At 37.2% G+C, this 21,744-nt stretch carries 26 protein-coding genes and 1 riboswitch; of the genes, 4 read left to right on the top strand and 22 right to left on the bottom strand.

Translation table 11 applies throughout. The annotated features are described in order from the left end of the window. Positions 1-19 precede the first annotated feature (19 nt). The 8 genes from sufU to JOE23_RS08415 all read right to left on the bottom strand — a co-directional run bounded on the left by sufU (position 20) and on the right by JOE23_RS08415 (position 7,211). Positions 20-460, bottom strand: coding sequence for a Fe-S cluster assembly sulfur transfer protein SufU (gene sufU, locus JOE23_RS08380; protein ID WP_204437537.1), 441 nt, complete (start codon positions 458-460; stop codon positions 20-22). After that, positions 450-1,670 carry a cysteine desulfurase gene (locus JOE23_RS08385; RefSeq protein WP_204437538.1) on the bottom strand — a complete coding sequence of 407 codons (1,221 nt, stop codon included), beginning with the start codon at positions 1,668-1,670 and terminating at the stop codon, positions 450-452. Before JOE23_RS08385 ends, sufU begins: the two co-directional genes overlap by 11 nt. Then, positions 1,671-2,978 carry a Fe-S cluster assembly protein SufD gene (sufD, locus tag JOE23_RS08390; protein ID WP_204437539.1) on the bottom strand — a complete coding sequence of 436 codons (1,308 nt, stop codon included), beginning with the start codon at positions 2,976-2,978 and terminating at the stop codon, positions 1,671-1,673. Positions 2,979-2,994: 16 nt separating this feature from the next. Further along, complete coding sequence (gene sufC / locus JOE23_RS08395; protein ID WP_204437541.1) at positions 2,995-3,780, bottom strand: Fe-S cluster assembly ATPase SufC; 786 nt, start codon at positions 3,778-3,780, stop codon at positions 2,995-2,997. Between the two features lie 479 nt (positions 3,781-4,259). After that, positions 4,260-4,448, bottom strand: coding sequence for a YuzK family famiily protein (locus tag JOE23_RS08400; protein WP_204437542.1), 189 nt, complete (start codon positions 4,446-4,448; stop codon positions 4,260-4,262). A 185-nt stretch (positions 4,449-4,633) separates the two neighbouring features. Then, a complete protein-coding gene (locus JOE23_RS08405) occupies positions 4,634-5,455 on the bottom strand; it encodes a MetQ/NlpA family ABC transporter substrate-binding protein (protein WP_204437543.1) in 822 nt (273 codons plus the stop codon). A gap of 72 nt (positions 5,456-5,527) precedes the next feature. After that, positions 5,528-6,193 carry a methionine ABC transporter permease gene (locus JOE23_RS08410; protein ID WP_204437544.1) on the bottom strand — a complete coding sequence of 222 codons (666 nt, stop codon included), beginning with the start codon at positions 6,191-6,193 and terminating at the stop codon, positions 5,528-5,530. Continuing rightward, entirely contained in the window at positions 6,186-7,211 is a 1,026-nt protein-coding gene (locus tag JOE23_RS08415; RefSeq protein ID WP_204437545.1) for a methionine ABC transporter ATP-binding protein, read from the bottom strand. Before JOE23_RS08415 ends, JOE23_RS08410 begins: the two co-directional genes overlap by 8 nt. Before the next feature lie 128 nt (positions 7,212-7,339). After that, positions 7,340-7,451: riboswitch (SAM riboswitch) on the bottom strand. A 120-nt stretch (positions 7,452-7,571) separates the two neighbouring features. Between JOE23_RS08415 and JOE23_RS08420 the strand changes: the two genes are divergently transcribed. Further along, positions 7,572-7,985, top strand: coding sequence for a redoxin domain-containing protein (locus JOE23_RS08420; RefSeq protein ID WP_204437546.1), 414 nt, complete (start codon positions 7,572-7,574; stop codon positions 7,983-7,985). A 384-nt stretch (positions 7,986-8,369) separates the two neighbouring features. Here the strand turns inward: JOE23_RS08420 and gcvH are convergent, their stop codons facing one another. Then, positions 8,370-8,756, bottom strand: coding sequence for a glycine cleavage system protein GcvH (gcvH, locus tag JOE23_RS08425; protein ID WP_204437547.1), 387 nt, complete (start codon positions 8,754-8,756; stop codon positions 8,370-8,372). 11 nt (positions 8,757-8,767) lie between these two features. Continuing rightward, complete coding sequence (locus tag JOE23_RS08430; protein ID WP_204437548.1) at positions 8,768-9,121, bottom strand: Spx/MgsR family RNA polymerase-binding regulatory protein; 354 nt, start codon at positions 9,119-9,121, stop codon at positions 8,768-8,770. A gap of 155 nt (positions 9,122-9,276) precedes the next feature. Here JOE23_RS08430 and JOE23_RS08435 point away from each other — a divergent pair, with 155 nt between their 5' ends. Next, positions 9,277-9,531, top strand: coding sequence for a spore coat protein (locus JOE23_RS08435; RefSeq protein ID WP_204437549.1), 255 nt, complete (start codon positions 9,277-9,279; stop codon positions 9,529-9,531). A 16-nt stretch (positions 9,532-9,547) separates the two neighbouring features. Continuing rightward, a complete protein-coding gene (locus JOE23_RS08440) occupies positions 9,548-9,868 on the top strand; it encodes a spore coat protein (RefSeq protein WP_204437550.1) in 321 nt (106 codons plus the stop codon). Positions 9,869-10,145: 277 nt separating this feature from the next. On the opposite strand, the gene JOE23_RS08445 is transcribed toward JOE23_RS08440, so the two are convergent. From JOE23_RS08445 to JOE23_RS08460, 4 genes are all read right to left on the bottom strand, one after another. Next, complete coding sequence (locus JOE23_RS08445; RefSeq protein WP_204437551.1) at positions 10,146-11,150, bottom strand: RnfABCDGE type electron transport complex subunit D; 1,005 nt, start codon at positions 11,148-11,150, stop codon at positions 10,146-10,148. A gap of 1 nt (position 11,151) precedes the next feature. Next, a complete protein-coding gene (gene rsxC / locus JOE23_RS08450; protein WP_338021906.1) occupies positions 11,152-12,480 on the bottom strand; it encodes an electron transport complex subunit RsxC in 1,329 nt (442 codons plus the stop codon). A gap of 642 nt (positions 12,481-13,122) precedes the next feature. Beyond that, entirely contained in the window at positions 13,123-13,326 is a 204-nt protein-coding gene (locus JOE23_RS08455; RefSeq protein ID WP_204437553.1) for a copper ion binding protein, read from the bottom strand. Positions 13,327-13,351: 25 nt separating this feature from the next. After that, positions 13,352-13,663 carry a metal-sensing transcriptional repressor gene (locus JOE23_RS08460; protein WP_204437556.1) on the bottom strand — a complete coding sequence of 104 codons (312 nt, stop codon included), beginning with the start codon at positions 13,661-13,663 and terminating at the stop codon, positions 13,352-13,354. Between the two features lie 489 nt (positions 13,664-14,152). Here JOE23_RS08460 and JOE23_RS08465 point away from each other — a divergent pair, with 489 nt between their 5' ends. Next, complete coding sequence (locus JOE23_RS08465; protein ID WP_204437558.1) at positions 14,153-14,560, top strand: Fur family transcriptional regulator; 408 nt, start codon at positions 14,153-14,155, stop codon at positions 14,558-14,560. A gap of 141 nt (positions 14,561-14,701) precedes the next feature. Here JOE23_RS08465 and JOE23_RS08470 read toward each other — a convergent pair whose 3' ends face one another. The 8 genes from JOE23_RS08470 to JOE23_RS08505 all read right to left on the bottom strand — a co-directional run bounded on the left by JOE23_RS08470 (position 14,702) and on the right by JOE23_RS08505 (position 21,709). Then, the gene (locus tag JOE23_RS08470; RefSeq protein ID WP_204437560.1) at positions 14,702-15,121 is read right to left on the bottom strand and encodes a universal stress protein; all 420 of its coding nucleotides are present in this window, start codon (positions 15,119-15,121) and stop codon (positions 14,702-14,704) included. Between the two features lie 62 nt (positions 15,122-15,183). Next, positions 15,184-16,104 carry a M14 family metallopeptidase gene (locus JOE23_RS08475; RefSeq protein ID WP_204437562.1) on the bottom strand — a complete coding sequence of 307 codons (921 nt, stop codon included), beginning with the start codon at positions 16,102-16,104 and terminating at the stop codon, positions 15,184-15,186. 56 nt (positions 16,105-16,160) lie between these two features. After that, entirely contained in the window at positions 16,161-17,324 is a 1,164-nt protein-coding gene (locus JOE23_RS08480; RefSeq protein ID WP_204437564.1) for an acyl-CoA dehydrogenase family protein, read from the bottom strand. Between the two features lie 427 nt (positions 17,325-17,751). Beyond that, positions 17,752-18,984: a methyl-accepting chemotaxis protein gene (locus JOE23_RS08485; protein ID WP_204437565.1), complete on the bottom strand. Its 1,233-nt coding sequence runs from the start codon at positions 18,982-18,984 to the stop codon at positions 17,752-17,754. Positions 18,985-19,096: 112 nt separating this feature from the next. Beyond that, positions 19,097-19,453, bottom strand: coding sequence for a response regulator (locus JOE23_RS08490; RefSeq protein ID WP_204437566.1), 357 nt, complete (start codon positions 19,451-19,453; stop codon positions 19,097-19,099). Between the two features lie 21 nt (positions 19,454-19,474). Then, positions 19,475-19,936, bottom strand: coding sequence for a chemotaxis protein CheW (locus JOE23_RS08495; RefSeq protein WP_204437567.1), 462 nt, complete (start codon positions 19,934-19,936; stop codon positions 19,475-19,477). Between the two features lie 130 nt (positions 19,937-20,066). Beyond that, positions 20,067-20,531: a chemotaxis protein CheX gene (locus JOE23_RS08500; protein WP_204437568.1), complete on the bottom strand. Its 465-nt coding sequence runs from the start codon at positions 20,529-20,531 to the stop codon at positions 20,067-20,069. A gap of 194 nt (positions 20,532-20,725) precedes the next feature. Continuing rightward, positions 20,726-21,709, bottom strand: coding sequence for a siderophore ABC transporter substrate-binding protein (locus JOE23_RS08505; protein ID WP_204437571.1), 984 nt, complete (start codon positions 21,707-21,709; stop codon positions 20,726-20,728). Positions 21,710-21,744: the final 35 nt, after the last annotated feature.

Genomic DNA, 21,744 nt, shown 5'->3' on the forward strand with positions numbered 1-21,744 from the left:
CTCCTTATTTCATATAATCTTAATTCGAATCCTGATCAACAGCCTTCTCCATTGCCTTCCAAGCTAATGTTGCACATTTAATACGGGCCGGGAATTTAGCCACGCCTTGAAGGGCTTCAATATCTCCTAATTCTAAGTCCGCTTGGTCTTGCTCTTTACCAAGCATCATATTTGAAAAATATTGGGACATTTTCAACGCATCTTCTACAGGTTGACCTTTGATCGCTTGTGTCATCATAGACGCTGAAGCCAAACTAATCGAGCAACCTTCGCCTTCAAACTTTGCTTCCTTCACACGATCATTCTCAATCAGTAAATGTAATTGAATACGGTCACCACACGTTGGGTTATTCATTTCTAATGTTAAGGCCTCTTCAGATAATGATCCGCGATTTCTGGGATTCTTGTAATGATCCATAATCACTTGCCGATATAACGTATCCAAGTTATTAAAAGACATCTCCGAAAAACTCCTTCGCTTTCTTTAATCCATTAACGAAACGATCAACATCATCTTCGGTATTATAAATATAAAAGCTGGCTCGAGCCGTTGCAGTAACATTCAACCATTTCATTAAAGGTTGAGCACAATGATGTCCAGCTCGAACAGCTATTCCTTCACTATCTAAAACAGTCGCAGTATCATGCGGATGAACATCGGTTAGATTAAATGTAATTAAACCTGCGCGTTTTTTAGGACCATAGATATCAATCCCGTCTATTTGTTCTAACTGGTCAATCGCATAAGCCGTTAGCTGTTGTTCATAAGTCATAATTTGGTCAAGGCCTATCACTGTCAAATAGTCGATCGCTGCTGCCAGTCCAACCGCCCCAGAAATAATCGGTGTACCGCCCTCGAACTTCCACGGTAACTCTTTCCATGTTGAGTCATAAAGATCAACGAAATCAATCATCTCTCCACCAAACTCAATCGGCTCCATTTGTTCTAGCCATACTTTCTTTCCATATAACACGCCAATACCTGTTGGCGCACACATCTTATGTCCCGAAAAAGCATAGAAATCACAATCCAATGCTTGCACATCTACTTTCATATGTGGAACCCCTTGAGCACCGTCAACTACAACAATCGCCCCATTTCGGTGTGCAACCTCAGCTATCTCTTTAATTGGATTGATTGTACCAAGGACATTAGACACATGGGCGATCGCAACAATCTTAGTAGCTTGGGTAATCGTCTTTTCAACATTGGCTAGCGTTACGGTGCCATCATCCTCTAATGGAATGAACTTCAATGTTGCCCCCGTCGCCTTGGCTACCTGTTGCCAAGGGATAAGATTACTATGATGCTCCATTTGTGTAATGACAATTTCATCACCTTCAGTCAAATTGGCTCGACCATAGCTTGTAGCGACTAAGTTGATCGCAGTTGTGGTTCCACGTGTAAAGATAACTTCTTCAACATATTGTGCATGAATAAATTGCTTAACACGCTCTCTAGCCCCTTCATATTGCTCAGTTGCTCGTGTTCCAATTGTATGCACACCACGATGTACATTAGAATTATTTAAACGATAATATTGATTAATTGCATCAATCACCTGAGTTGGTTTTTGTGATGTGGCAGATGAATCCAAATACACAAGTGGATGACCATTAACTTCTTGATTCAAAAGAGGAAAGTCAGCACGAATCGCTTTCACATCCATTTAGTATACTTTCCCTTCAATAACATCGGTTAACTGCTCTCTCACCTCAGGAATTGGAATTTCATTAACAACAGGTGCGAGGAATCCATGAATGATTAAACGTTCTGCCTCTTGCTTAGAAATCCCTCTACTCATCAAGTAATAGAGTTGAACAGGGTCAACACGACCAACAGATGCAGCATGCCCTGCTGTAACATCATCCTCATCAATCAATAGAATAGGATTGGCATCACCTCGCGCATCTTTACTTAACATTAGCACACGAGATTCTTGCTCTGCGTTTGCCTTCGTTCCACCATGCTCGATCTTACCAATACCATGAAAAATCGCTGTAGCACTGTCTTTCATAACTCCATGTTGTAAAATAATCCCGTCTGATTGCTTACCATGATTAACGATCTTAGCGGTAAAGTTCTGTGTCTGATCACCACGCCCAACCGATACCGCCTTGGCATAACAAACCGAATGATCACCTAATAGGTGGGTAATATTTTCAGAAACCGTATTCCCATCATTCATTTGTCCAAGTGCCCACTCAATTTTAGCATCCCGTTTGGCCACACCACGGCGATTCATGTATGTCGTTGTTCCATGAGCAAAGTGATCAACAGAGCCAAATGATACCGTTGCGTTATTTTCAGCGATAACTTCTGTAATGACATTGGCTACTGTTTTTGTTTCATTGTGGCTTGATAAATAGTTTTCTACATAAGTCACTTGACTATTTTGTTCAGCCACAATAATCACATGGTTGAATAAAGCTAACTGCGGATCTTCCTGCCAAAAAATGGCCTGTAACGGTTCTTCAACCACAACATCTTTCGGTACATAAAGGAAGACACCCCCGTTCATTAATGCAGCGTGTAAAGCTGTCAATTTATGTTCATCAATTGATACGGCTTCTGTCATGTAATATTTTTGTACAAGATCAGCATGCTCATGTAAAGCTGTAAAAATATCTGTGAATATGACACCTTGTTGCTTTAATGTTTCAGACAGATGTTGATAGCTTTTTGATTGATTACGTAAAATAACTAAATTTTGTTGGTTCGCTTTCGTATTAACAAATTTTTTAATGTTTTCTGGTAGCTTATCTAAACTTGCAATAGCTTTACCTTCTGCTTCATGAGCAAAATCAGAAAAGTTCCAACGCGTTATATTCGTTTTATCCGGTTTTGGCATATCAAGCTGTTCCGCTTTAGTGAATGCATTTTTACGAAAACGTTGCATCCATTCCGGTTCATTATATTTATTTGAAAAATTTTCAACATATTCTATATTATACTGATTTGATACCTCAACAGACATACAATCCCTCCTTACTTTAAGCGTCTACGCCAACAGTTTCGTCTTCAATGCCTAATTCTTGTTTAATCCAATCATAGCCTTCACTTTCTAACCGTTCAACCAACTCTGGACCACCTGATTTAACAACACGTCCCTGCATCATCACATGAACATAATCTGGCGTCACATAATTCAATAAACGTTGATAATGTGTAATAATTAAACAACCAAATGCTTCATTACGTAATTTATTAATCCCTTTCGACACCACTTTAAGTGCATCAATATCAAGACCAGAATCGATTTCATCCAAGATCCCAATCGCTGGTTTTAATAACATCAACTGAAGGATTTCGTTACGTTTCTTCTCCCCACCAGAAAAACCTTCATTAAGGTATCGTTGAGCCATGTTTTTATCCATATCAAGATAATCCATGACTTGATCCATTTCTTTAATAAATTTCATTAATGGAATTTCGTCTCCTTCTTCACGATGGGCATTAATTGAAGAACGAAGAAAGTCAGAAGTCGTTACACCACTGATTTCACTCGGATATTGCATCGCTAGAAATAGACCTGCTTTAGCACGTTCGTCTACTTCCATCTCAAGCACATCTTCACCATCCATTAAAATGCTACCTTTTGTTACTTCGTATTTGGGATGTCCCATTATCGCCGAAGCTAATGTTGATTTCCCTGTCCCATTTGGTCCCATTATTGCATGGAATTCTCCACCTTTAACCGTTAAATTTACACCTTTTAATATTTCTTTACCTTCAATTTCTACATGAAGATCTTTAATTTCTAAAGTTGATCCACTCATACCTATACCTCCAAGAAAAATAATATATAATATTTTGAAGAATAGTTTAATTTTAACTTTAACCATTCTCACTTTATTCTCATTACAATCTTATACTATTTCAAATCTAATATCAAGATTTTAAAACGCTAATCAATCGCTTTTTAAACCTAAAAGTAAAAAAAGTTTTGTTATTTTCTATTTTAACATAGATACGTCTTTTGTTCTCTTTATTATACTATAAACTGAAACGATACATCCTATCCTTAACATAGTATCTTTGTTGAATGCTTGGATGATACTTATATATATGTATAGACACTATAACGACTACAGGGAAAGTCTTTTCACACCCGTTCACTTTTATTAGACCTCCACTTAGAAATTTCGACTTTATCACCCCCTCGCATTTTCTCCTTTCATAACGCACAAAAAAGGCTACTCCACTACAAAGTCATATTCGCTGACATTGTTGAGGAGAGCCCCCTTAAACTACATTATTAACGATGTACTTGCCGATTCATCTCTTTTACAAGATACATACCCTGTTGATGACTTTTTTCTCGTTTTTTTTCTACTTCGATACGCTTCTCAATATCTGCTTCATATTTAGCAAAGCAACAATTGTGTGTTTGATGCATTGCTTTTTCCATTTCAGTTGTATAATTTAGTTCTAATTTACTAACCATTGTGAGATAATCTTCCTTTCTTTTCACTGACAACAATTAGTATAACATTTAGAAAAACGATAGCCAAAGCGGATTAAGAAGCACTTGAACCGATTTAACTTATTAACCGTTCACTTAACAAAAATATAGATTGAATGGTTAGAAAATAAACATTTTCCTTTAATTTCGTTCGATTTTCTTACAAATTACCCTTCAGATCCTACAGCAACAACTTCACCATCGTACTTTTCAGTAATAAAATTCTGAATAGCTTCAGACTGTAAGACTTCGACTAACTTTAATAGATTTTCGTTGTCTTCATCCTCAGCACGTGCTGCTACAATATTTACATATAACGAATCAGAGCCTTCTACAAATAAGGCATCATCAAGCGGTGAAAGACCCGCTTCAATCGCATAATTTGTGTTAATAGCAATCAGGGCATCTTGATCGGATTGATAAGCCTCAACCAATAGTTCTGGATTGACATCTGGTGAGAATTCAAGCTCTAGTGGATTGTCAATAATATCATCTACTGTCGCTTCTGATCGTTCAACATCCTCAGCTAACGTAAGTAAGCCATTCGCTTCAAATAATGCTAAAATGCGACCATGATCAGGGACATTTCGACTAATAACAACCTCTGTTCCAACTTCTATATCGTCAATACTCTCTATATTTTGTGAATAGACACCCATAGGCTCAACATGAACACCACCTAAGTTAACAAGATCATAATCATTTTCTGCAATTGATGTCTCTAAAAACGGCACATGTTGAAAATAATTTGCATCTAATTCGCCTCTTGATAAATCTTCATTTACCAAACCATAGTCTGTATATGTTTCAATTGTTAAAGTTATCCCCTCTTCTTCTAAAATAGGTACAGCTTCCTCCAACACTTCAGCATGTGGAACACTTGTTGCTCCCACTTTAATTTCGTTTGTATCTACAGTATCTTCGCCACCGCATGCAACGAGTACTAAACTAATTAAAGCAAATACTAACACTATTAATCTTTTTTTCATTTTTCATTTCCCCTTTTCTGTTTTTTATCTATGTTTGCCCTCATTAAAAGGCTGACACACTATTGATCTTCACTAGCGCTTATCTAAACGCTTGGTCATCCAATCTCCAATAAATTGAAAGATAAAGACGATAATGACAATAAGAACGGTACAAACAAAAACAATATCGAAATTTCGGCGTGTAAACCCATAGAAATACGCATAATCACCTAAACCACCAGCTCCAATCATGCCTGCAATAGCTGTATAACCAACTAAAGCAATCGATGTCACAGTTAACCCTGACACTAGAGCAGGAATGGATTCTTTTAACAATACTTTAAAGATTATAGTTGACGTTTTCGCTCCCATCGCTTGAGCGGCTTCGACCACACCTTTATCAATTTCCCTTAATGCTATTTCAACTAATCGACCATAAAATGGTGCCGTTCCAACAATTAAAGCGGGAATGGCTGGTGTTGTTCCGCGAAACGTTCCAAATAAAAAAATAGTAACTGGGAAAAGCAAGAAGATTAAAATAGCAAATGGGATCGCTCGAAAAACATTGACAAATGTAGCAGTAATAATATGAATATATTTATTTTGCCAAAGCCCTCCTGGTGAGGTTAAATAAAGCAATAACCCTAATAGTAAACCAAGGATAAGTGCACCTATTAATGCAACTATTGTCATGTAAAAAGTTTCACCGGTTGCTATCATTAAATCGGGCCAATCTACATTTGGAAATAAATCAGTCATTTGCAACAACCTCCACTTCTATTGAAGTAGAATCCATATATGCGATTGCTTGACTAACCACTTCATCAGTGCCCGTGACTTGAATATATAGTGAGCCATAAGCACCGGCTTGAGTTTGTTTAATGTTACCTTGTAAAATATTAAGTTCAACATCATATTTTTTAGCGACTTGACTAATAAAGGCTTGATTTGTTGATTCACCAATAAATTGTAGCTTTAAAACTTTTCCTGAATTAACCTGTTGAATAAAGATGTCATCAGCAACTTCATTATCTGGCTTACCCATCACTTGCTCAACGAACTTTTTCGTTACCGGTTGTTTTGGATGCGAGAAAACATCGAGTACGGATCCTTGTTCAACAATACGACCATCTTCCATAACCGCAACATTATGACAAATCTTTTGAATGACATGCATCTCATGTGTAATTAGAATAATTGTTAATCCTAATTTTTCATTAATATCTACTAACAACGATAAAATTGAATCTGTTGTCTCCGGGTCCAGTGCTGAAGTGGCTTCATCACACAATAGAACTTTAGGATTATTAGCTAATGCACGAGCAATGCCAACACGTTGCTTTTGCCCACCACTTAATTGAGCTGGATAAGCGTCTTCTCTTCCTGTCAAACCCACTAATTGAATTAATTGATCGACACGCTCACTGCGTTCAGTTTTAGATAAGCCTGCTATTTCTAAAGGAAAAGCAATATTTTCTCTTACGGTTCGAGACCATAATAAATTAAAGTGTTGAAAGATCATGCCTATTTCCTGTCGTGATATGCGAAGATCTCTTTTACTTAATTTTGTAATGTCCTGATCATCAATTAAAACCGATCCAGCACTTGGTTCTTCTAAACGATTAATCAAGCGAATAAATGTACTTTTACCTGCACCACTATAGCCAATCATGCCAAATATTTCACCTTTATTTATTTGAAGGTCAATGTGATCAACAGCTTGAATCGATTGATTTGATGTCTGAAATACCTTTGATAATTGATCAATTTTTATCATTTGCCTTCCCCCCCACTTCTCTCTCTTTCAGCTAATTTGCACTACAATTGTAATTGAAAAGCGTCTCCCTGCTCTCCTTAAAGAGAACAGAAAGACGCTGGAATGACACAAAATATGGTCTACTTGTTCTCTTATCTGCCAAAGCATAGCTGCTTCGCAGGAATTGGCACCATTTTAAACGTATTGTTTAACGGTTGCCGGGCTTCTTCGGGCCAGTCCCTCCACCTCTCTCGATAAGAGTTCGAATTATTTAATTATTTAACAGTGATATTAGCATGTGTTTGGTCAAGTGTCAATTGGTTTTCAGCATTTTTTAAAAATGATATACTCGAGTCAACAACTAGAAAAGGATGAGATCCTGTGAGAGCCCCCGACTTTTGCTTACCATACATCGATAGAGATCAATATTATCAACTGAGTGACCAGCGCGGAAAAATTGTTGTGTTAACATTCTGGGCTTCTTGGTGTCCAGATTGCAGCAATGATCTACCTCTAAAAGAGCGTCTTTATCAAAGTATCGACCAAACAAAGATGTCCTTTATTACAATTAATGTTGTTGGTAGAGAGCGAGACCCCAATGAAGGGATACGTTATTATCAGAAATTTCTTAGTCAGCCTACTTTAATCGATCACGGAATCGATGTTTATCGCAAATACAATTGCTTAGGTGTTCCAACTACCGTAATCATTGATCAGCAAGGTTATATTATTAAACAATTTACGGATCAAGCAAAGCCTCTTGATATTATGGAAACCATTGGAGAGCTCATTTAATGTATCAATACCCTTAGGTACAGTCTTTCGGTGCACTTAAATAAACTGGTTGGGCATAACAAAAATATCTTCTGTAAATACGAGAGATGTTACAATATGTGTGTTGATAATGCGGTTACATCGCCTCCCCGAAAAATTTGTGCCCGCTAGAGCTGTTCATAATTCCTCTGTTAGATCTTAGCTAATGTAATAAAAACGAAGGATCCATTTATTTAAGAATGGATCCTTCATTTTTGATCTTATTTTCTTTTGTTTTTGACCGGGTCTCTGTTGTTCTACGTTAATTGAAAAAAGTGGAAAGTAACAAAATCAACGTTCTTAGTCTCCAATTACAACATGTCGACTTACTTGCTAAAAAACAAATCGCTGTACGCTTTTAAACGGTTACTCTGTTTCACTTAATTGCTTTTGATAACTTTGCGGGTCCAAAAGTTGCTTTAATTGATCAGGATTTGTCGGTCTGATCTGAATCAGCCACCCTTGTTGATATGGTGAGTCATTAACTAATTCAGGTGTATCTTCTAATGCTTGATTAACTTTAACCACTTCACCATCCACTGGTACATAAAGTTCAGATACAGTTTTAACGGATTCTACACTTCCGAAAGAATCATTTGCTAACAACTGCTCACCTTGTTCAGGTAGTTCGACAAACACCACATCACCTAGTTCATCTTGAGCGTGATCGGTTACACCAATACTAATGCTATCACCTTCTTCTCGAACCCAAATATGCTCCTCTGTATATTTCAAGTCATTTGGTAAATTCATCGCCATCCTCCTTATATCCATGTTTGTTCAAATTGCTTTTCATTAAATCCGACCGTTACAAACTGTTCACTTACTGTAAGTGGTCGTTTTATCAACATACCGTCTGAAGCTAATAAATTTATTTTTTCATCATCGGTCATATCAGCCAATTTATCTTTCAAACCCAGCTCCCGATATTTTTGACCACTCGTATTGAAAAATCTTTTAATTGGCAATTCACTCTTTTCAATAATAGCTTTTAACTCTCCTTTAGTGGGCGGTTGTTCAACGATATGTATATCATGGTAATCGACACCTTGATCCTCAAGCCACTTTTTAGCTTTGCGACACGTCCCACACTTAGGGTAACAATAAAAATTAATCACAGCTATCAACTCCTTCAATCGATAAATTCATTTTATTAACAGTATAGTTTTATGTTAAAGATTTTACCAATCATCTGCATATAGAAGAACATTGCATATTTTACCCGTTATAAGACACATTATGATTATAACGTTATTTTAAAGGAGGATGCATGATGCAACACTATAATCAAACGAACAATAGCTTAATGACACAACCCCCCGAGATGATAAGTTCCAAAGACCTTTTATATTTAACTGATATGATGTCTTGGAATTTATCAGTAATAAAAAAGGCTAATTTTCTAGCTAAGGATTGTAAATTAACCGAAACAAAACAGGCATTAGATAAACTATGCCAAATGCATGAGCGTCACTATCAAGTACTACTTAATTTCACCAAAAGCCAAAGCAACCAAATGGTTCACTAAAAGGAGGGAAACATAGATGCAAACAAATAAAATACAGAACCCGGAAACCCCAATTGAAAAGTCACCACAATTAAATGACCGGGATATTATCAATGATTTACTGGCTACTGAAAAATATATGACAGATGGTTATTGCACCGCTCTTAATGAAGCAAGTAACCATGCTTTATATGAAGACTTACTTCAGATATTTACTGAGACTCAAAATCAACAACGACACTTGTACAATCTGATGTTTAAAAATGGTTGGTATAGTTTAGATAAGGCAGACACCCAACAAATCACTCAAGCAGTTAATCAATTTACAGACTATATGAATCAATTTCCTGTTCATTAAATCAGAATAGGTTAGAATCAAAAACATACAAAGCAAAGCGATTGACTCAAGTGTAAACGATTTGATTGTAAAAAGGCGTGATTACTCACAATTGTTCGTGTGTATACACTATTTATCCGCGAGTCACGGCACTGTGCAGATAACACGTAGGAGACCGTGTGTTTGAAGTCGTTCGAACGATTTCAACCCGTCGTTTTGGAGTAGCATTAACTAAACCGAATCATCCTATCTTTGGGATGGTTCGGTTTAGTTTTTACTTATTTTCTATATATGATAATTATATTGGCCGTTTTTTGTGCCCATAGATGCGCGGTGGTAAATATTTATCTAACAATGGGACACACGCATTCATGATTAAAATGGCAAATCCGACACCGCCTGAATAATCAGAGTAATATCTGAATAAAACAGTTAGAATCCCGGCCCCAATAGCAAAAGCTATTTTTCCATGTGGTGTAAAAGGGGATGAACTGTAATCGGTAATCATAAATGTGGCCGCAAAGATTAATGCACCGCTTAGCAGATGTTGCATCATAAATTCCAGATCAAACCCACTTGTTACGAGCGTTATAACAGCGACAGGCAAGATAAACAGGAATGGGATAAACGGATCAATAATTTGACGAGCTATTAAATACACTAAAGCAAGTATAATTAATAGTTTTGATGTCTCTCCGATGTTACCACCCACCCCAGTACCAAGAAACATATCAACTAGATTTGGCATTTCTGCATCTACATAAGTTGCCGTACTAACTGCGTCTGCCCTGTCATTTGCTACCACTCCTAAGGGCGTTGCTTGTGATGTCGCATCAACAGCCTCACCGGGCTCAACCCAACCACTAACATATTCTCCAAAGAATACCGAGAGCATGATTCTTGCACCGACAGCTGGGTTAAACCAGTTACGACCAATGCCACCAAATAGTTGTTTAATGAAAATAATCGCAAAACCACTCCCCAATATAATTGTCCAAATTGGCGCACTCACAGGTAAACTTAAAGCAAGCAACAGTCCAGTAACTACAGCACTATAATCTTTAATAGTGATTTGCCGCTTGGTCAATTTTTGAAACAGATATTCAGATAATACACATGAACCAATCGCAACAACAATCATAACTAGCACACGCCAACCAAAGAAATATAAAGCACCAATAGTTGGCAGCATTAAAGCAAGAATAACTTGTTGCATAATCCAAGCTGATGTTCTTACTTGGCGTAAGTGAGGTGCATTTGACATCGTTAGTTGAGCGTCTGTTAGAGCTGTTACTTCACTCATTTTATGCTCCCTCCTTACTTGACCTAATCGCTTTTTTCGCTTTTTGAATATTTTCTAAAATAGGAATTTTGGAGGGGCAAATATATGAGCAAGCACCACACTCAATGCAGTCTAACGCTCCCAATTTTTCCGCCTTCTTTAGATTACCTTTTTCATAGGCGTTACTAATCATGATTGGCTGAAGGCTAACAGGACAAACATTTAGGCACTCTGAACATTTAATGCACGGAGAACGTTGATCGATTTCAGCTTCTTCTTCCGCTAAAAATGTTACAGTAGTTGTGCCTTTGCCTACAGGTACACGTCCGGAGTTTAAGGGACGTCCCATCATAGGTCCACCATGAATCATTTTCCCTGGCATTGACTGAAAACCACCACAATCTTCAATTAATGATTCAATAGGTGTGCCAATCCTCACCCATAGATTTTTAGGCTCTTTTAATGGTTGCCCACTTACTGTCGTAATCCGCTTCGTTAAAGGCTTACCTAGTCGAACGGCTTCATAAACAGCATAGGTCGTTGCTACATTAATGACAATCGTTTGGACATCAGCCGGCAGTTGCCCTGGTGATACTTCCCGTTTCGTTATTTTTTTTATAAGGTTCTTTTCTGAACCTTGCGGATAAATCGTTTCTAATTCCTTGATTTCAATATGCTCGGAATCAGCAATTGCCTTGTTCATAACTGCAACACTTTCGTGAGCATTGGATTCAATAGCAATATACACTTTTTCAACTGGAATTATTTCTTGGAGGACGCGAATACCTTCGATTAATTGCTCTGCGTACTCGACCATCAAACGATGATCAGCCGTCGCATAAGGTTCACATTCCGCACCATTAATAATAATGGTATCAATGGGTTTATCTTTTGGAGGTGACAATTTAACACGAGTTGGAAACGTAGCGCCGCCCATTCCTACAATACCTGCTTTGGCGATTATTTCGAGCTTTTTTTGGGGATCAAGCTCCTCGTCATTAGCATAGAGTGGGGCATCCCTTTGATCTTGAAAATCATTTTTAATAATAATACAGGGGGCTTCTCCATGAACAGTCGGACGGCTTCCTATTTCGATAACTTCACCTGACACTGACGAATAAGTGTTAGCAGAAATCGCGCCATTCTTTTCAGCGATTAGCGTACCTATCTTTACTGTATCTCCAACATTTACAACTGGGGAGGCTGGAGCACCGATGTGCATCGTAAGCGGGTAAACGAGTTCCGATGGTACAGAGGCATCTTCTATCCGCCTGTGTTCGGTTCGATCTTTTCGCTCTACTGTGTACGCACCTTCTTTCTTCCATTTTAGCTTTGAAAAGATAGCAAACACTTCCTTTCTATAATAAATGTATTCTATTTATTTTCCTTCTATGAACAGAAGGAAAGTATAAAAACCTTTTCATAGATAGCTAGACTCTGATAAAACGAACCCTCAATCAGTGGGCGGAGGGCTACAGGACGTAGGTCATGTAGACGTGGCCCTACAGGATTTAGGTCATGCAGACGTGGACCTACAGAATGTAGGTTATGCAGACGTTGCCACAAGACGTGGCGGCCTTAGTCTGTAATCCTTCTTAAGGACGTGGTTTTAGTCTACGATCTTACCCACCCACGGATTGGTCGTTGAGTGGACAGGACATTAGCATCCATTATCACCCACCTCAATCGATTTGCTTCTCTTATTTTGAGGGGAATTTACGGACGGTTATCTGTAATAAAAATAATAGTCTGTCTTGTTCAATCAACAAACAGGTTTAAAAAATTTAAGCTATAAGAAAAGATCTTTATAGGTACATCTTACAATATAAAAAGGCCCTGTACTATTCCGATTTGCGATTAAATTCGACAATTTCTACGCATTATTAATCGCAAAATTATTATTATTCTACTAATTGTAACTATCGCGGTAAATACTTCGTAAAACAATAGAACTAAAATTTGTCCCCACCTATTGAAAAGTGGGAACAAATGATTAGACCACTTGATAACCTTGCCCTTCTATCGTTTCTTCTAGTTGTTGTTGACTAATTTCACCTTCATCATATGTTACATTTACCTTACTAGTTTCTAATGTGACTTCAGCTTGTTTGACGCCTATTTCTTGCAATGCATCTTCAATATTTTTTTTGCAATGTTGACAAGACATACCTTCTACCGTTAATGTTAGTTCCTTCATCGCTTCCACACCTCCCTCATATTTTTTATGATTTATTAAATTGTTTAACAACTTGCATCAATTCAGTAATGGTCTCCTCTCCCATACCTGTCTTGATAGCGTCCGCAACACAATGATTAACATGATCCTCCATCATTGCGAAACCTACTTTCTTCAGAGCGGCATTAATTGCTGAAATTTGTACCATCACATCAACACAATAACGATCATTTTCAATCATCTTATGAATACCTCTAACTTGACCTTCTATTTTTTTCAGACGATTTAATAGCAGTTGCTTATCTTTATCAGATCGATGGTTTGTATAGCGTTCTTCATGATTGTTTACTTTCGTCATCACATCACCTCACTTCTTACTATACCCCCCTATAGTAGGTGTGTCAAATGTTAAAACGAAATTATTCTTATTTACAAAAAGTATCTATTCAGCTACAATCAAGACAAGGTCGATAGATTTGTCTATTTAAAAGGGTTATCAACAATTAAGTCGTACCGCAAGTTATTTTCTATCAACCATTATTTATGTTATTATTTAATGAAGAACTGACACTTCTCGATTACTATTCACCAGTCTAGGTGGAGATAAGCAAGGGGTGAGACTTCTGCGGGAATAGGATGAGCTGAAGATCCACTTGAGGAATTAGCTGAAGCCATCCCCGCGAAAAGCGAATCCCTTGCTTTTCGGAACGAAATAACGTGCTAAACGTATGAGAAGGTTGAATGACTATTTTCAGTGTGCAAAAGTTGAGTTACTATATAAAAATTAACGTTATTTTAAGGATTGGCATAACAAACTCGTTCATTTAACAAGAAAGAAGGTGATCTCATGAATGTCAATGAGGCATTAACTATTCTAAAAAAAGCAGGTTACAAGCATACGGATAAACGTGCGATTATTTTGGAGTATTTCGATAAAGAAGACCGTTACCGTACCGCGAAGGATCTATTGACTTATATGGAACCGCATTTTGAAGGAATTAGTTTTGATACCATTTATCGTAACTTACACTTATTTGATCAGCTTGGTATTTTGGAATCGACCGAGCTCAATGGAGAAAAACATTATCAAATCACATGTGCAAAACACCATCATCATCATTTTATTTGTAAAACGTGCGGGATAACGAAAGAAATTCACTCTTGTCCAATGGACAACTTATCTGGTGAACTCGATCAATTTATCATTGATGATCATAAGTTTGAAATTTACGGTTTATGCCCCGCATGCCAATAAGCAATAATTAACTTCCGTTTCTTTACCCGCCTTGTTAATATTTATGGACCCAGCAAATTAGCTGATTTTTTAAATCTATTAAGGGAGTTCTAAATGTTTATTCTTTAGGACTCCCTTTCCCTATTAAATAAAATTCTTCAATTATTTGACAATCATCACAGGGCAATTGGCACGCTTAGCGACTTTATGACTGACGCTACCAAGCACCATTTCTTGTAAGCTATTTAACCCTCTACTTCCAATTACGCAAATATCAACATTGTGATCATTAGCAAATTTAACAATCGTAGGTCCGGGATCTCCATGGAGAATTTTTATTTCATAAGCGATATGAGCTTGTTTAATTTTCCGTTCTGATATAGTCAGTTTTTCTTTTCGACTTTTATCCAATTCACTTGCACTCCAATAATGAGTAGCATCAGCTTTTGATGTTGCACCATCAACAACATATAGCATGGTTATTTTTGCATCTGGGTTATTCTCAGCAAGTATTAAAGCCTTTTCACAAGCACGTATAGCATATTCCGAACCGTCTGAAGCTAACAAAATATGATTGAACATAAAATCACCCTTTCCTACTATGATAATTATCTTTTACCTAAATGCAATGAAAATAAACCTGATTATACATCCTTTTCTTTAATAAGATGCTCAGCTATCGTATATAAAACCAATTCATTAGATTGGAATACTTGTTTATATAAATGTAATGGCACTGGCTGAGGTCCAACACTTGGTGCTATTTCGATCGTAAAGCCTGGTCTTTTGTAAGTGGTTAGAAACCAATCTGTAAATCCTCCACCACTTGGATGATCACTCGGGTTAATTAAACGATAGCCTGTTATATTCGCTAAAGCTTCTGCTAACGGTCGCAATTGCTTTTCGACAATTGTATCATTTAATCGATAACGCCAAAATATTTCTTCTCCCGATGAATGATATGCAATCGCTACATCAATATTTCGCTTTTTTACAAAGTGATAAACAGCTTGAACTTCTGGCTCAGATAATGGCTGGTAACCTTTAAAGTGACTAGAACTTGGTGCGCCTGGATTACCTTTAATGGATTCCCAATCCGTTGGGTATTGCCGATTCAAATCAACACCACGACTATTTGCTTTCCAACTTGTAAAATCAGTACTTTCCTTGTTCCATTTCAGTAGTGCTTCAGCATTGTCAAAGCGATTTAGTCCCTCTTGAACGAGTGTGACACCATCAGGATTAACCATTGGAATAAACCAAAAACTCACTAAATTCAACCAATCTTCTCTAATCGTCAACCATGGCCAACTATTATCTTGCAAAATATGAACAATAAAATCAACAAGTAGCGTGGTTGTCAACCATTCCCTTGCGTGATGAGTGCCGTGACATAAAATTATTTTTTTACCCGAACCTACTTTAACCGCTAAAATCTCTCGCCTTGTTACAGAATAGCCAATCGTCTCTAGTTTTACTTCATTAACATATTGATCAGCTAACCGCGTTAAATCATCTTTTAAACATTCAAAACTATAGATACGATCAGGATTAAATTTTATCATATAATAAAACACCCCTTTATATGATTATGAAATCATCTGGGGTGTTTAGTACGTTTTTATTCTGATATTGCCCGTTTAGCTAATATTTGAATAACCATATCATCCATCGGCGGATTATGTAAACCCGCTCTTACATCACGATAATATTGTTCAAAGCGATAAGCTTTGGACAAACCTCTACCACCAACGATGCGCATAGCAATATCTACGACTTCATTAGCTATATTAGTCGCAATCGTCTTTGTCGCTGCAAGTTCAGCACTTAATTCTTGGCGCTGATCTGATGAGCATTGATCCCATTCCTGAGCAACCTGATACATAAAACAACGCGCTTGCATCAGCTTAAGATCTATCTCTCCAATTTTTTGTTGAATATGAGGTACCTCAGCAATCGGGGTTTTCAAGCTATTCGGTTGGAAATTCTTAGCGAAATCAATCGCATCATTCCTTGCCGCCATTGCAATTCCTAGATAACAAGCTGGGATATGTAATAACCAACCTTTTGCTTTTTTAGTGTTAGCTTGCTTATTTAATTCAACTAGCATCGTTTCGTTAACTTTAACTTGATTAAACACAACATCGTCACTACCAGTACCTCGCATTCCTAAAGTGTCCCATGTCTTATCAATTGAAACCCCAGCTTGATCACTTTTAATTAAAAACGAACCCACCGTATCTTGATCTTCTACATAGGCCGAAACGATAAAGTAATCCAAAACTGAAGCCATTGTAGAGAAAGTTTTCCTGCCGGTAATCAGATAATGATCCCCTTCACGTTTAGCTATGGTCTCTGGTACACCACCACGTGTCGGGCTTCCTGTAGCTTTTTCAGAAGCAATACGATTGACCAAAATTTGCTTGTCTGCTACTTCTCTTGCAAACCAGTCAAATGTTTCATTCTCCCAAATTCTATCTTCTGCTAATTCTTTAACAATCCCTAGATGCCAGCCTATTGATAAAGCAGTCGCTCCATCTCCCATAGCTAACCTTTCTTGCATTAATAAAAATTCGTATAACGATAAAGCTTCACCATTATACTCTGTAGGTAAGGTTAGCGATAAATAGCGTTCGGCACGCAAATCATTGATGTTTTCTTGAGGGAATTGGGCTGATGCTTCAGCGATATGCACGCGTTGCTCAACTTTAGCTGCTATACGACCAGCCTTGTCAACTAATGTTCGGTGACGATCGTTTTTTATGTATGTTTCAAACATTTGCATTTGTTTTCCTCCTTTATCCTGTCCACTTTTATTTTATCACAGATAACCATCCGTAAAACACCCACCTCAAAATAGAGTAGAGAGCTCATCTAATTAGGTGAGAGACAACGGGGCTAATATCCTGCTTCACTCGGGCCAACAGGATGTTGGTCACACAAGCGTTTTCGCAGGACGCGAAGACGTTAGCTTGTGTTCCTCAGTTGGTGGGTAAGATCGTAGACTAAGACCGCCACGTCCTGTGGCAACGTCTGCATAACCTACATCCTGTAGGCCCACGTCTACATGACCTACGTCCTGTAGCCCTCCGCCCGCTGATTGAAGTTTCGTTTTATGCTATTTCACTTAAGAAACAAAACCTATTAAAAAAAGGGAGACTCATTTAGTCATTGAGCTCCCTTTTGTATAAAGTAAAAGTCAGTATTGTTCACTACATAAACAAATCGGCGATGTTTCTCTCGAAATTCTCCTGCATTTCTTTAATCTGATTAACTGATTGTGATAGGCGTTCAGCTGCTGAATCTGCTTCTGCAATACCAGCCGCTGACTCTTCAGATACACTGGCAATATTAGTAATCGAATCATTAATTAGTTTAGTCCCATCTAATACATCATAAAGGGAATTTGAAATACCTGTAATTTCTGATTCCATATTGTTAATGATGGTGTTTAAATCTTTAATGGTTTCACCTGTTGTTTGAATTTGTTGAGAGCCTTCAGTTACAGCTTGATAGCCTTCTTCTAACACCGCAACAGCTGCTGTTGATTCTTCTTGAATACCAGTTGTTGTTGTTGTAATATCATTAACAGATAAACTGACTTGTTCAGCTAGTTTACGAACTTCATCAGCCACAACAGCGAAGCCTTTACCATGCTCTCCTGCGCGAGCCGCTTCAATAGCTGCGTTTAAAGCTAATAAATTGGTTTGTTCCGCAACTTCCTGTATGACAGTCACAAGCTTAGTAATTTTTAATGTCATATCATCTAAACCTCTTACCTTATCTAGTGACTGTTTAATCGTCTTATCAATGATCATCATCTTATCTACAGATTGATCCATTAGCTCACGACCCTCAGTCGTTATATCGAGCATTTTCTTAGATTCGCCTTTAATGTTCTCTCCGTTTAATGAAACGTTCATGATCGTATTGGTAAACTGTTGCATCGTTTCCGTCAAGGTAGCAGCTGACTGCGCCTGCTCATCAGCACCGCTTGATATTTCTTGCATAGTAACCGAAATATTTTGACTATCTTCACTTAATACATTAACACTATTGTTTAAAGTATTTGTTTGCGTATTCATTTGGTCCGTTAATTTAGAAATAAAGCCGTACATTTTTTTAAAATTTTCATGGACGTCATTGATCGTCACATCTAAAGCATGAAGCTCCTTATTGCTAATCGTGCCCTCTGGCATATCCTCCATATTATCACTGGCTAAAACAGTTAGACGTTCTTCCAATAATTTAAGGTCTTTTTGTTGAGGCTTTCCTATTAAGAAAACGAGTCCATAGCTAATTATAATGGCAGCTACGATCACTAATACATGGTCTAAGCTTAATTGATCTAATATATTTAATGTGAATACGCCATAACCAAATGCTAAAAGGTAGAGAACGCTTACTATTGTAGTTAAAATAAATACATTTGATTTTGATTTCATTAATAACGCCCCTTTTTATATGTATATTTTGCTTAATAATGAATGAATAAAACGCAAAAGATTTCACTATTCTTTTGCGCTTTAATGATGATGAGTTTGCCTAACCTCTAATTTAGAAGATTTTTTCTAGAGCTTGTTTAATCCGTTCCTGATCAAAAGGTTTAACAATAAAATCTTTGGCACCTGCTTGGATTGCTTCTAACACCATTTGCTGTTGCCCCATCGCAGAGCACATGACAATCGTTGCATCTGGATGATTCTTTTTAATTTCTTTTACTGCTTCTACACCATTCATTTCTGGCATAGTAATATCCATTGTAACAAGTTCAGGCATAAGTTCATTGTATAAGTCAATCGCATGTTGCCCATTCTCAGCCTCACCTACTACCTCATGTCCGAGCGATTCAAAAATATTTTTCAATTGCATACGCATAAACGCTGCATCATCAGTTACTAATACACGAGCCATTTATATCTCTCCTTCTAAGTCTTATTCCTCTTCTACCACTTGTTTTACTTCATTTAATTGTTCGTAATTTAATACATAAGCTAAATCAATTAATAATAATAACCGATCATCTAATTTAGCTACGCCATTTAAAAAATTGGCATTTACACCTTTAATTGTCGTTGGTGCAGGTTCAATAATCGATTGATCAATATCAATTACATCAGAGGCTGCATCAACGATAAAACCAACCGAAAGGTCGTCAACTAAAGATACAAGCATCCGAGATTGGTCCGTTTGTTCTGAATCAGGTAAGTCCATTCTCTTCTTCAAATCTATCACGGGAATAACTTCACCACGTAATTTAGTAATACCTTCAATGAAGGCAGATACTTGAGGTAAGGATACGACTTCTTGTAATCTTTCAATTGAAACAATTTGCTGAATACTTGCGCCATATTCCTGGCCATTTAATTGAAAAACAATATATTTTTCAGTACTCATACATTTACTCCTTTACTATTAAAATAGTAGACCTTACTATCATCAATTTGACCTAGACATGTGTACTTATGTTTAAGGATAACCGCTTTAGCTTGATAAATCAATAATGATTTATGTCCTAGCTACTAAGTTATTGATTTAATAGTAAGTGAACAGCCATTTTTTTATCAGCTTGATAATTAATCTCCACCAATAGTGCACGTTTAAAGCCAGATAGCTTAGCATCCCCTTTTAATACTGTAGGGTGTGTAATATCTGTTACAATCGACACATCTGCTAAATAAGTCGCCAAACTACCCGCTATCATATTTCCAAGTTCACCAACAAATGACTCAAGCATATCGTCTGATAAAGGCATACCAAACATTAATTCGCCAATTTCACTAAAAAAAGCATCCGTTGATTGTAAAACGAGTTCTCCTTTAATACCACCAGTAAATCCGATCATAACACCAAACTTAACAAATAACGGTGGCTCTATTAATTGTGGTGCACCAACCTCTGGTTCAAGCGGGACAATCTTCTTTACTGCGTAAATCGTCCCATTATAGACTTCTTTAATAATTTCATTGATGTTCTTATCTCCAGCTGCCAAGATAATTCTCCTCCCCCTAAGACTTAATAGCTATTTTCATTAAGTCTTAATACCTATCTCTTTTTGTTGCTACTTCTATTTTCGGTAGAAAGGTCGGATAAATTAAGCTTTTTTTATGATTTTTTCAACAAATAAGCTTTTGGAACTAGTAAAAAGGGAGGTTAACCACATTTTGGGTTACCTCCCTTTTCTTTTTATTCTATGCCTTGTTTAATCTCTGCAATCATTTGTGTAACAGATTCGATTCCACCACTTGATAAATACCAATAATCTGGTGTTAAGTAGACAATTTGATCTTCTTGTGCTGCTGTTGTTTGATTAATTAACTCATTGTCTAACGTCGTTGAAGCTGTATAATCACCACCAGTTACAGCATTACGATCCATTACAAATAAGTAATCCGGATCCATTTCAGCAACATATTCAAAACTAATGTTTTGACCATGTGTTGCTGCCTCAATATCTAGGGCAACGGGTTCGATTCCAAAGTCATCATGAATAATACCAAATCGTGATCCAGGTCCATAAGCATTAAGTGCACCATCATTTGTTAGTACAATAAGTCCCGTTTCATCTTCCGGAACAACAGCTACAAGATCTGCTAAATCATCATTAACTTGTTCAACGGCTTCTTGCGCTTCATCTTGTTTATTGAAAATCTCACCAAGTAGTGACACATTACTAGCAAATGATGTCATATAATCACTTTCGTCAACCCCCATATAAATAGTAGGTGCAAGATCCGCTAAATCATCATAAGCTTCTGAAGTACGACCTGATATAATAATGAGATCAGGGTCAAGGTTAGCTAATGTTTCAAAATCTGGTTCAAATAGTGTTCCTGCATTTTCATAAGTATCCGCCTCAAATTGATTAAGATAACTTGGAATATTGGCCTGCGGAACAGCTGCAATATCAACCCCTAAATAATCTAATGTATCCACTGTACCAAAGTCAAACACTACTACTGTCTCTGGGTTTGTTGGAACGGTTGTCATTCCTAACTCATGTTCCACCTCAATTTCACTTGGACCTTCATCTACTTCTTCTTGGTCATTTGAAGCTTCTTGTGCTTCATCATTGTCTGTCGTATCTGTTGTATCTTCTGTATCTGAACCGCATGCTACTGCAAAAACAGCTAACATCGCTAGTAACATAAATAACATGATCTTTTTCATTATTAATAACCCCTTATTTCATAATATTTTATTTA

This window comes from Amphibacillus cookii (assembly GCF_016908375.1).
GTDB lineage: Bacteria > Bacillota > Bacilli > Bacillales > Amphibacillaceae > Amphibacillus_C > Amphibacillus_C cookii.

Excerpts from the sequence above, each read along its gene's own strand:
- JOE23_RS08400 (WP_204437542.1), bottom strand. The coding sequence starts at position 4,448 with ATGGTTAGTAAATTAGAACTAAATTATACAACTGAAATGGAAAAAGCA.
- JOE23_RS08435 (WP_204437549.1), top strand. The coding sequence starts at position 9,277 with ATGCAACACTATAATCAAACGAACAATAGCTTAATGACACAACCCCCC.
- sufD (WP_204437539.1), bottom strand. The coding sequence starts at position 2,978 with ATGTCTGTTGAGGTATCAAATCAGTATAATATAGAATATGTTGAAAAT.
- JOE23_RS08455 (WP_204437553.1), bottom strand. The coding sequence starts at position 13,326 with ATGAAGGAACTAACATTAACGGTAGAAGGTATGTCTTGTCAACATTGC.
- JOE23_RS08475 (WP_204437562.1), bottom strand. The coding sequence starts at position 16,104 with ATGATAAAATTTAATCCTGATCGTATCTATAGTTTTGAATGTTTAAAA.
- JOE23_RS08505 (WP_204437571.1), bottom strand. The coding sequence starts at position 21,709 with ATGAAAAAGATCATGTTATTTATGTTACTAGCGATGTTAGCTGTTTTT.
- gcvH (WP_204437547.1), bottom strand. The coding sequence starts at position 8,756 with ATGAATTTACCAAATGACTTGAAATATACAGAGGAGCATATTTGGGTT.
- JOE23_RS08410 (WP_204437544.1), bottom strand. The coding sequence starts at position 6,193 with ATGACTGATTTATTTCCAAATGTAGATTGGCCCGATTTAATGATAGCA.
- JOE23_RS08495 (WP_204437567.1), bottom strand. The coding sequence starts at position 19,936 with ATGAGTACTGAAAAATATATTGTTTTTCAATTAAATGGCCAGGAATAT.
- JOE23_RS08440 (WP_204437550.1), top strand. The coding sequence starts at position 9,548 with ATGCAAACAAATAAAATACAGAACCCGGAAACCCCAATTGAAAAGTCA.
- JOE23_RS08445 (WP_204437551.1), bottom strand. The coding sequence starts at position 11,150 with ATGAGTGAAGTAACAGCTCTAACAGACGCTCAACTAACGATGTCAAAT.
- sufC (WP_204437541.1), bottom strand. The coding sequence starts at position 3,780 with ATGAGTGGATCAACTTTAGAAATTAAAGATCTTCATGTAGAAATTGAA.
- JOE23_RS08460 (WP_204437556.1), bottom strand. The coding sequence starts at position 13,663 with ATGACGAAAGTAAACAATCATGAAGAACGCTATACAAACCATCGATCT.
- JOE23_RS08465 (WP_204437558.1), top strand. The coding sequence starts at position 14,153 with ATGAATGTCAATGAGGCATTAACTATTCTAAAAAAAGCAGGTTACAAG.
- JOE23_RS08485 (WP_204437565.1), bottom strand. The coding sequence starts at position 18,984 with ATGAAATCAAAATCAAATGTATTTATTTTAACTACAATAGTAAGCGTT.
- JOE23_RS08415 (WP_204437545.1), bottom strand. The coding sequence starts at position 7,211 with ATGATAAAAATTGATCAATTATCAAAGGTATTTCAGACATCAAATCAA.
- JOE23_RS08490 (WP_204437566.1), bottom strand. The coding sequence starts at position 19,453 with ATGGCTCGTGTATTAGTAACTGATGATGCAGCGTTTATGCGTATGCAA.
- JOE23_RS08385 (WP_204437538.1), bottom strand. The coding sequence starts at position 1,670 with ATGGATGTGAAAGCGATTCGTGCTGACTTTCCTCTTTTGAATCAAGAA.
- JOE23_RS08470 (WP_204437560.1), bottom strand. The coding sequence starts at position 15,121 with ATGTTCAATCATATTTTGTTAGCTTCAGACGGTTCGGAATATGCTATA.
- JOE23_RS08480 (WP_204437564.1), bottom strand. The coding sequence starts at position 17,324 with ATGCAAATGTTTGAAACATACATAAAAAACGATCGTCACCGAACATTA.
- sufU (WP_204437537.1), bottom strand. The coding sequence starts at position 460 with ATGTCTTTTAATAACTTGGATACGTTATATCGGCAAGTGATTATGGAT.
- JOE23_RS08405 (WP_204437543.1), bottom strand. The coding sequence starts at position 5,455 with ATGAAAAAAAGATTAATAGTGTTAGTATTTGCTTTAATTAGTTTAGTA.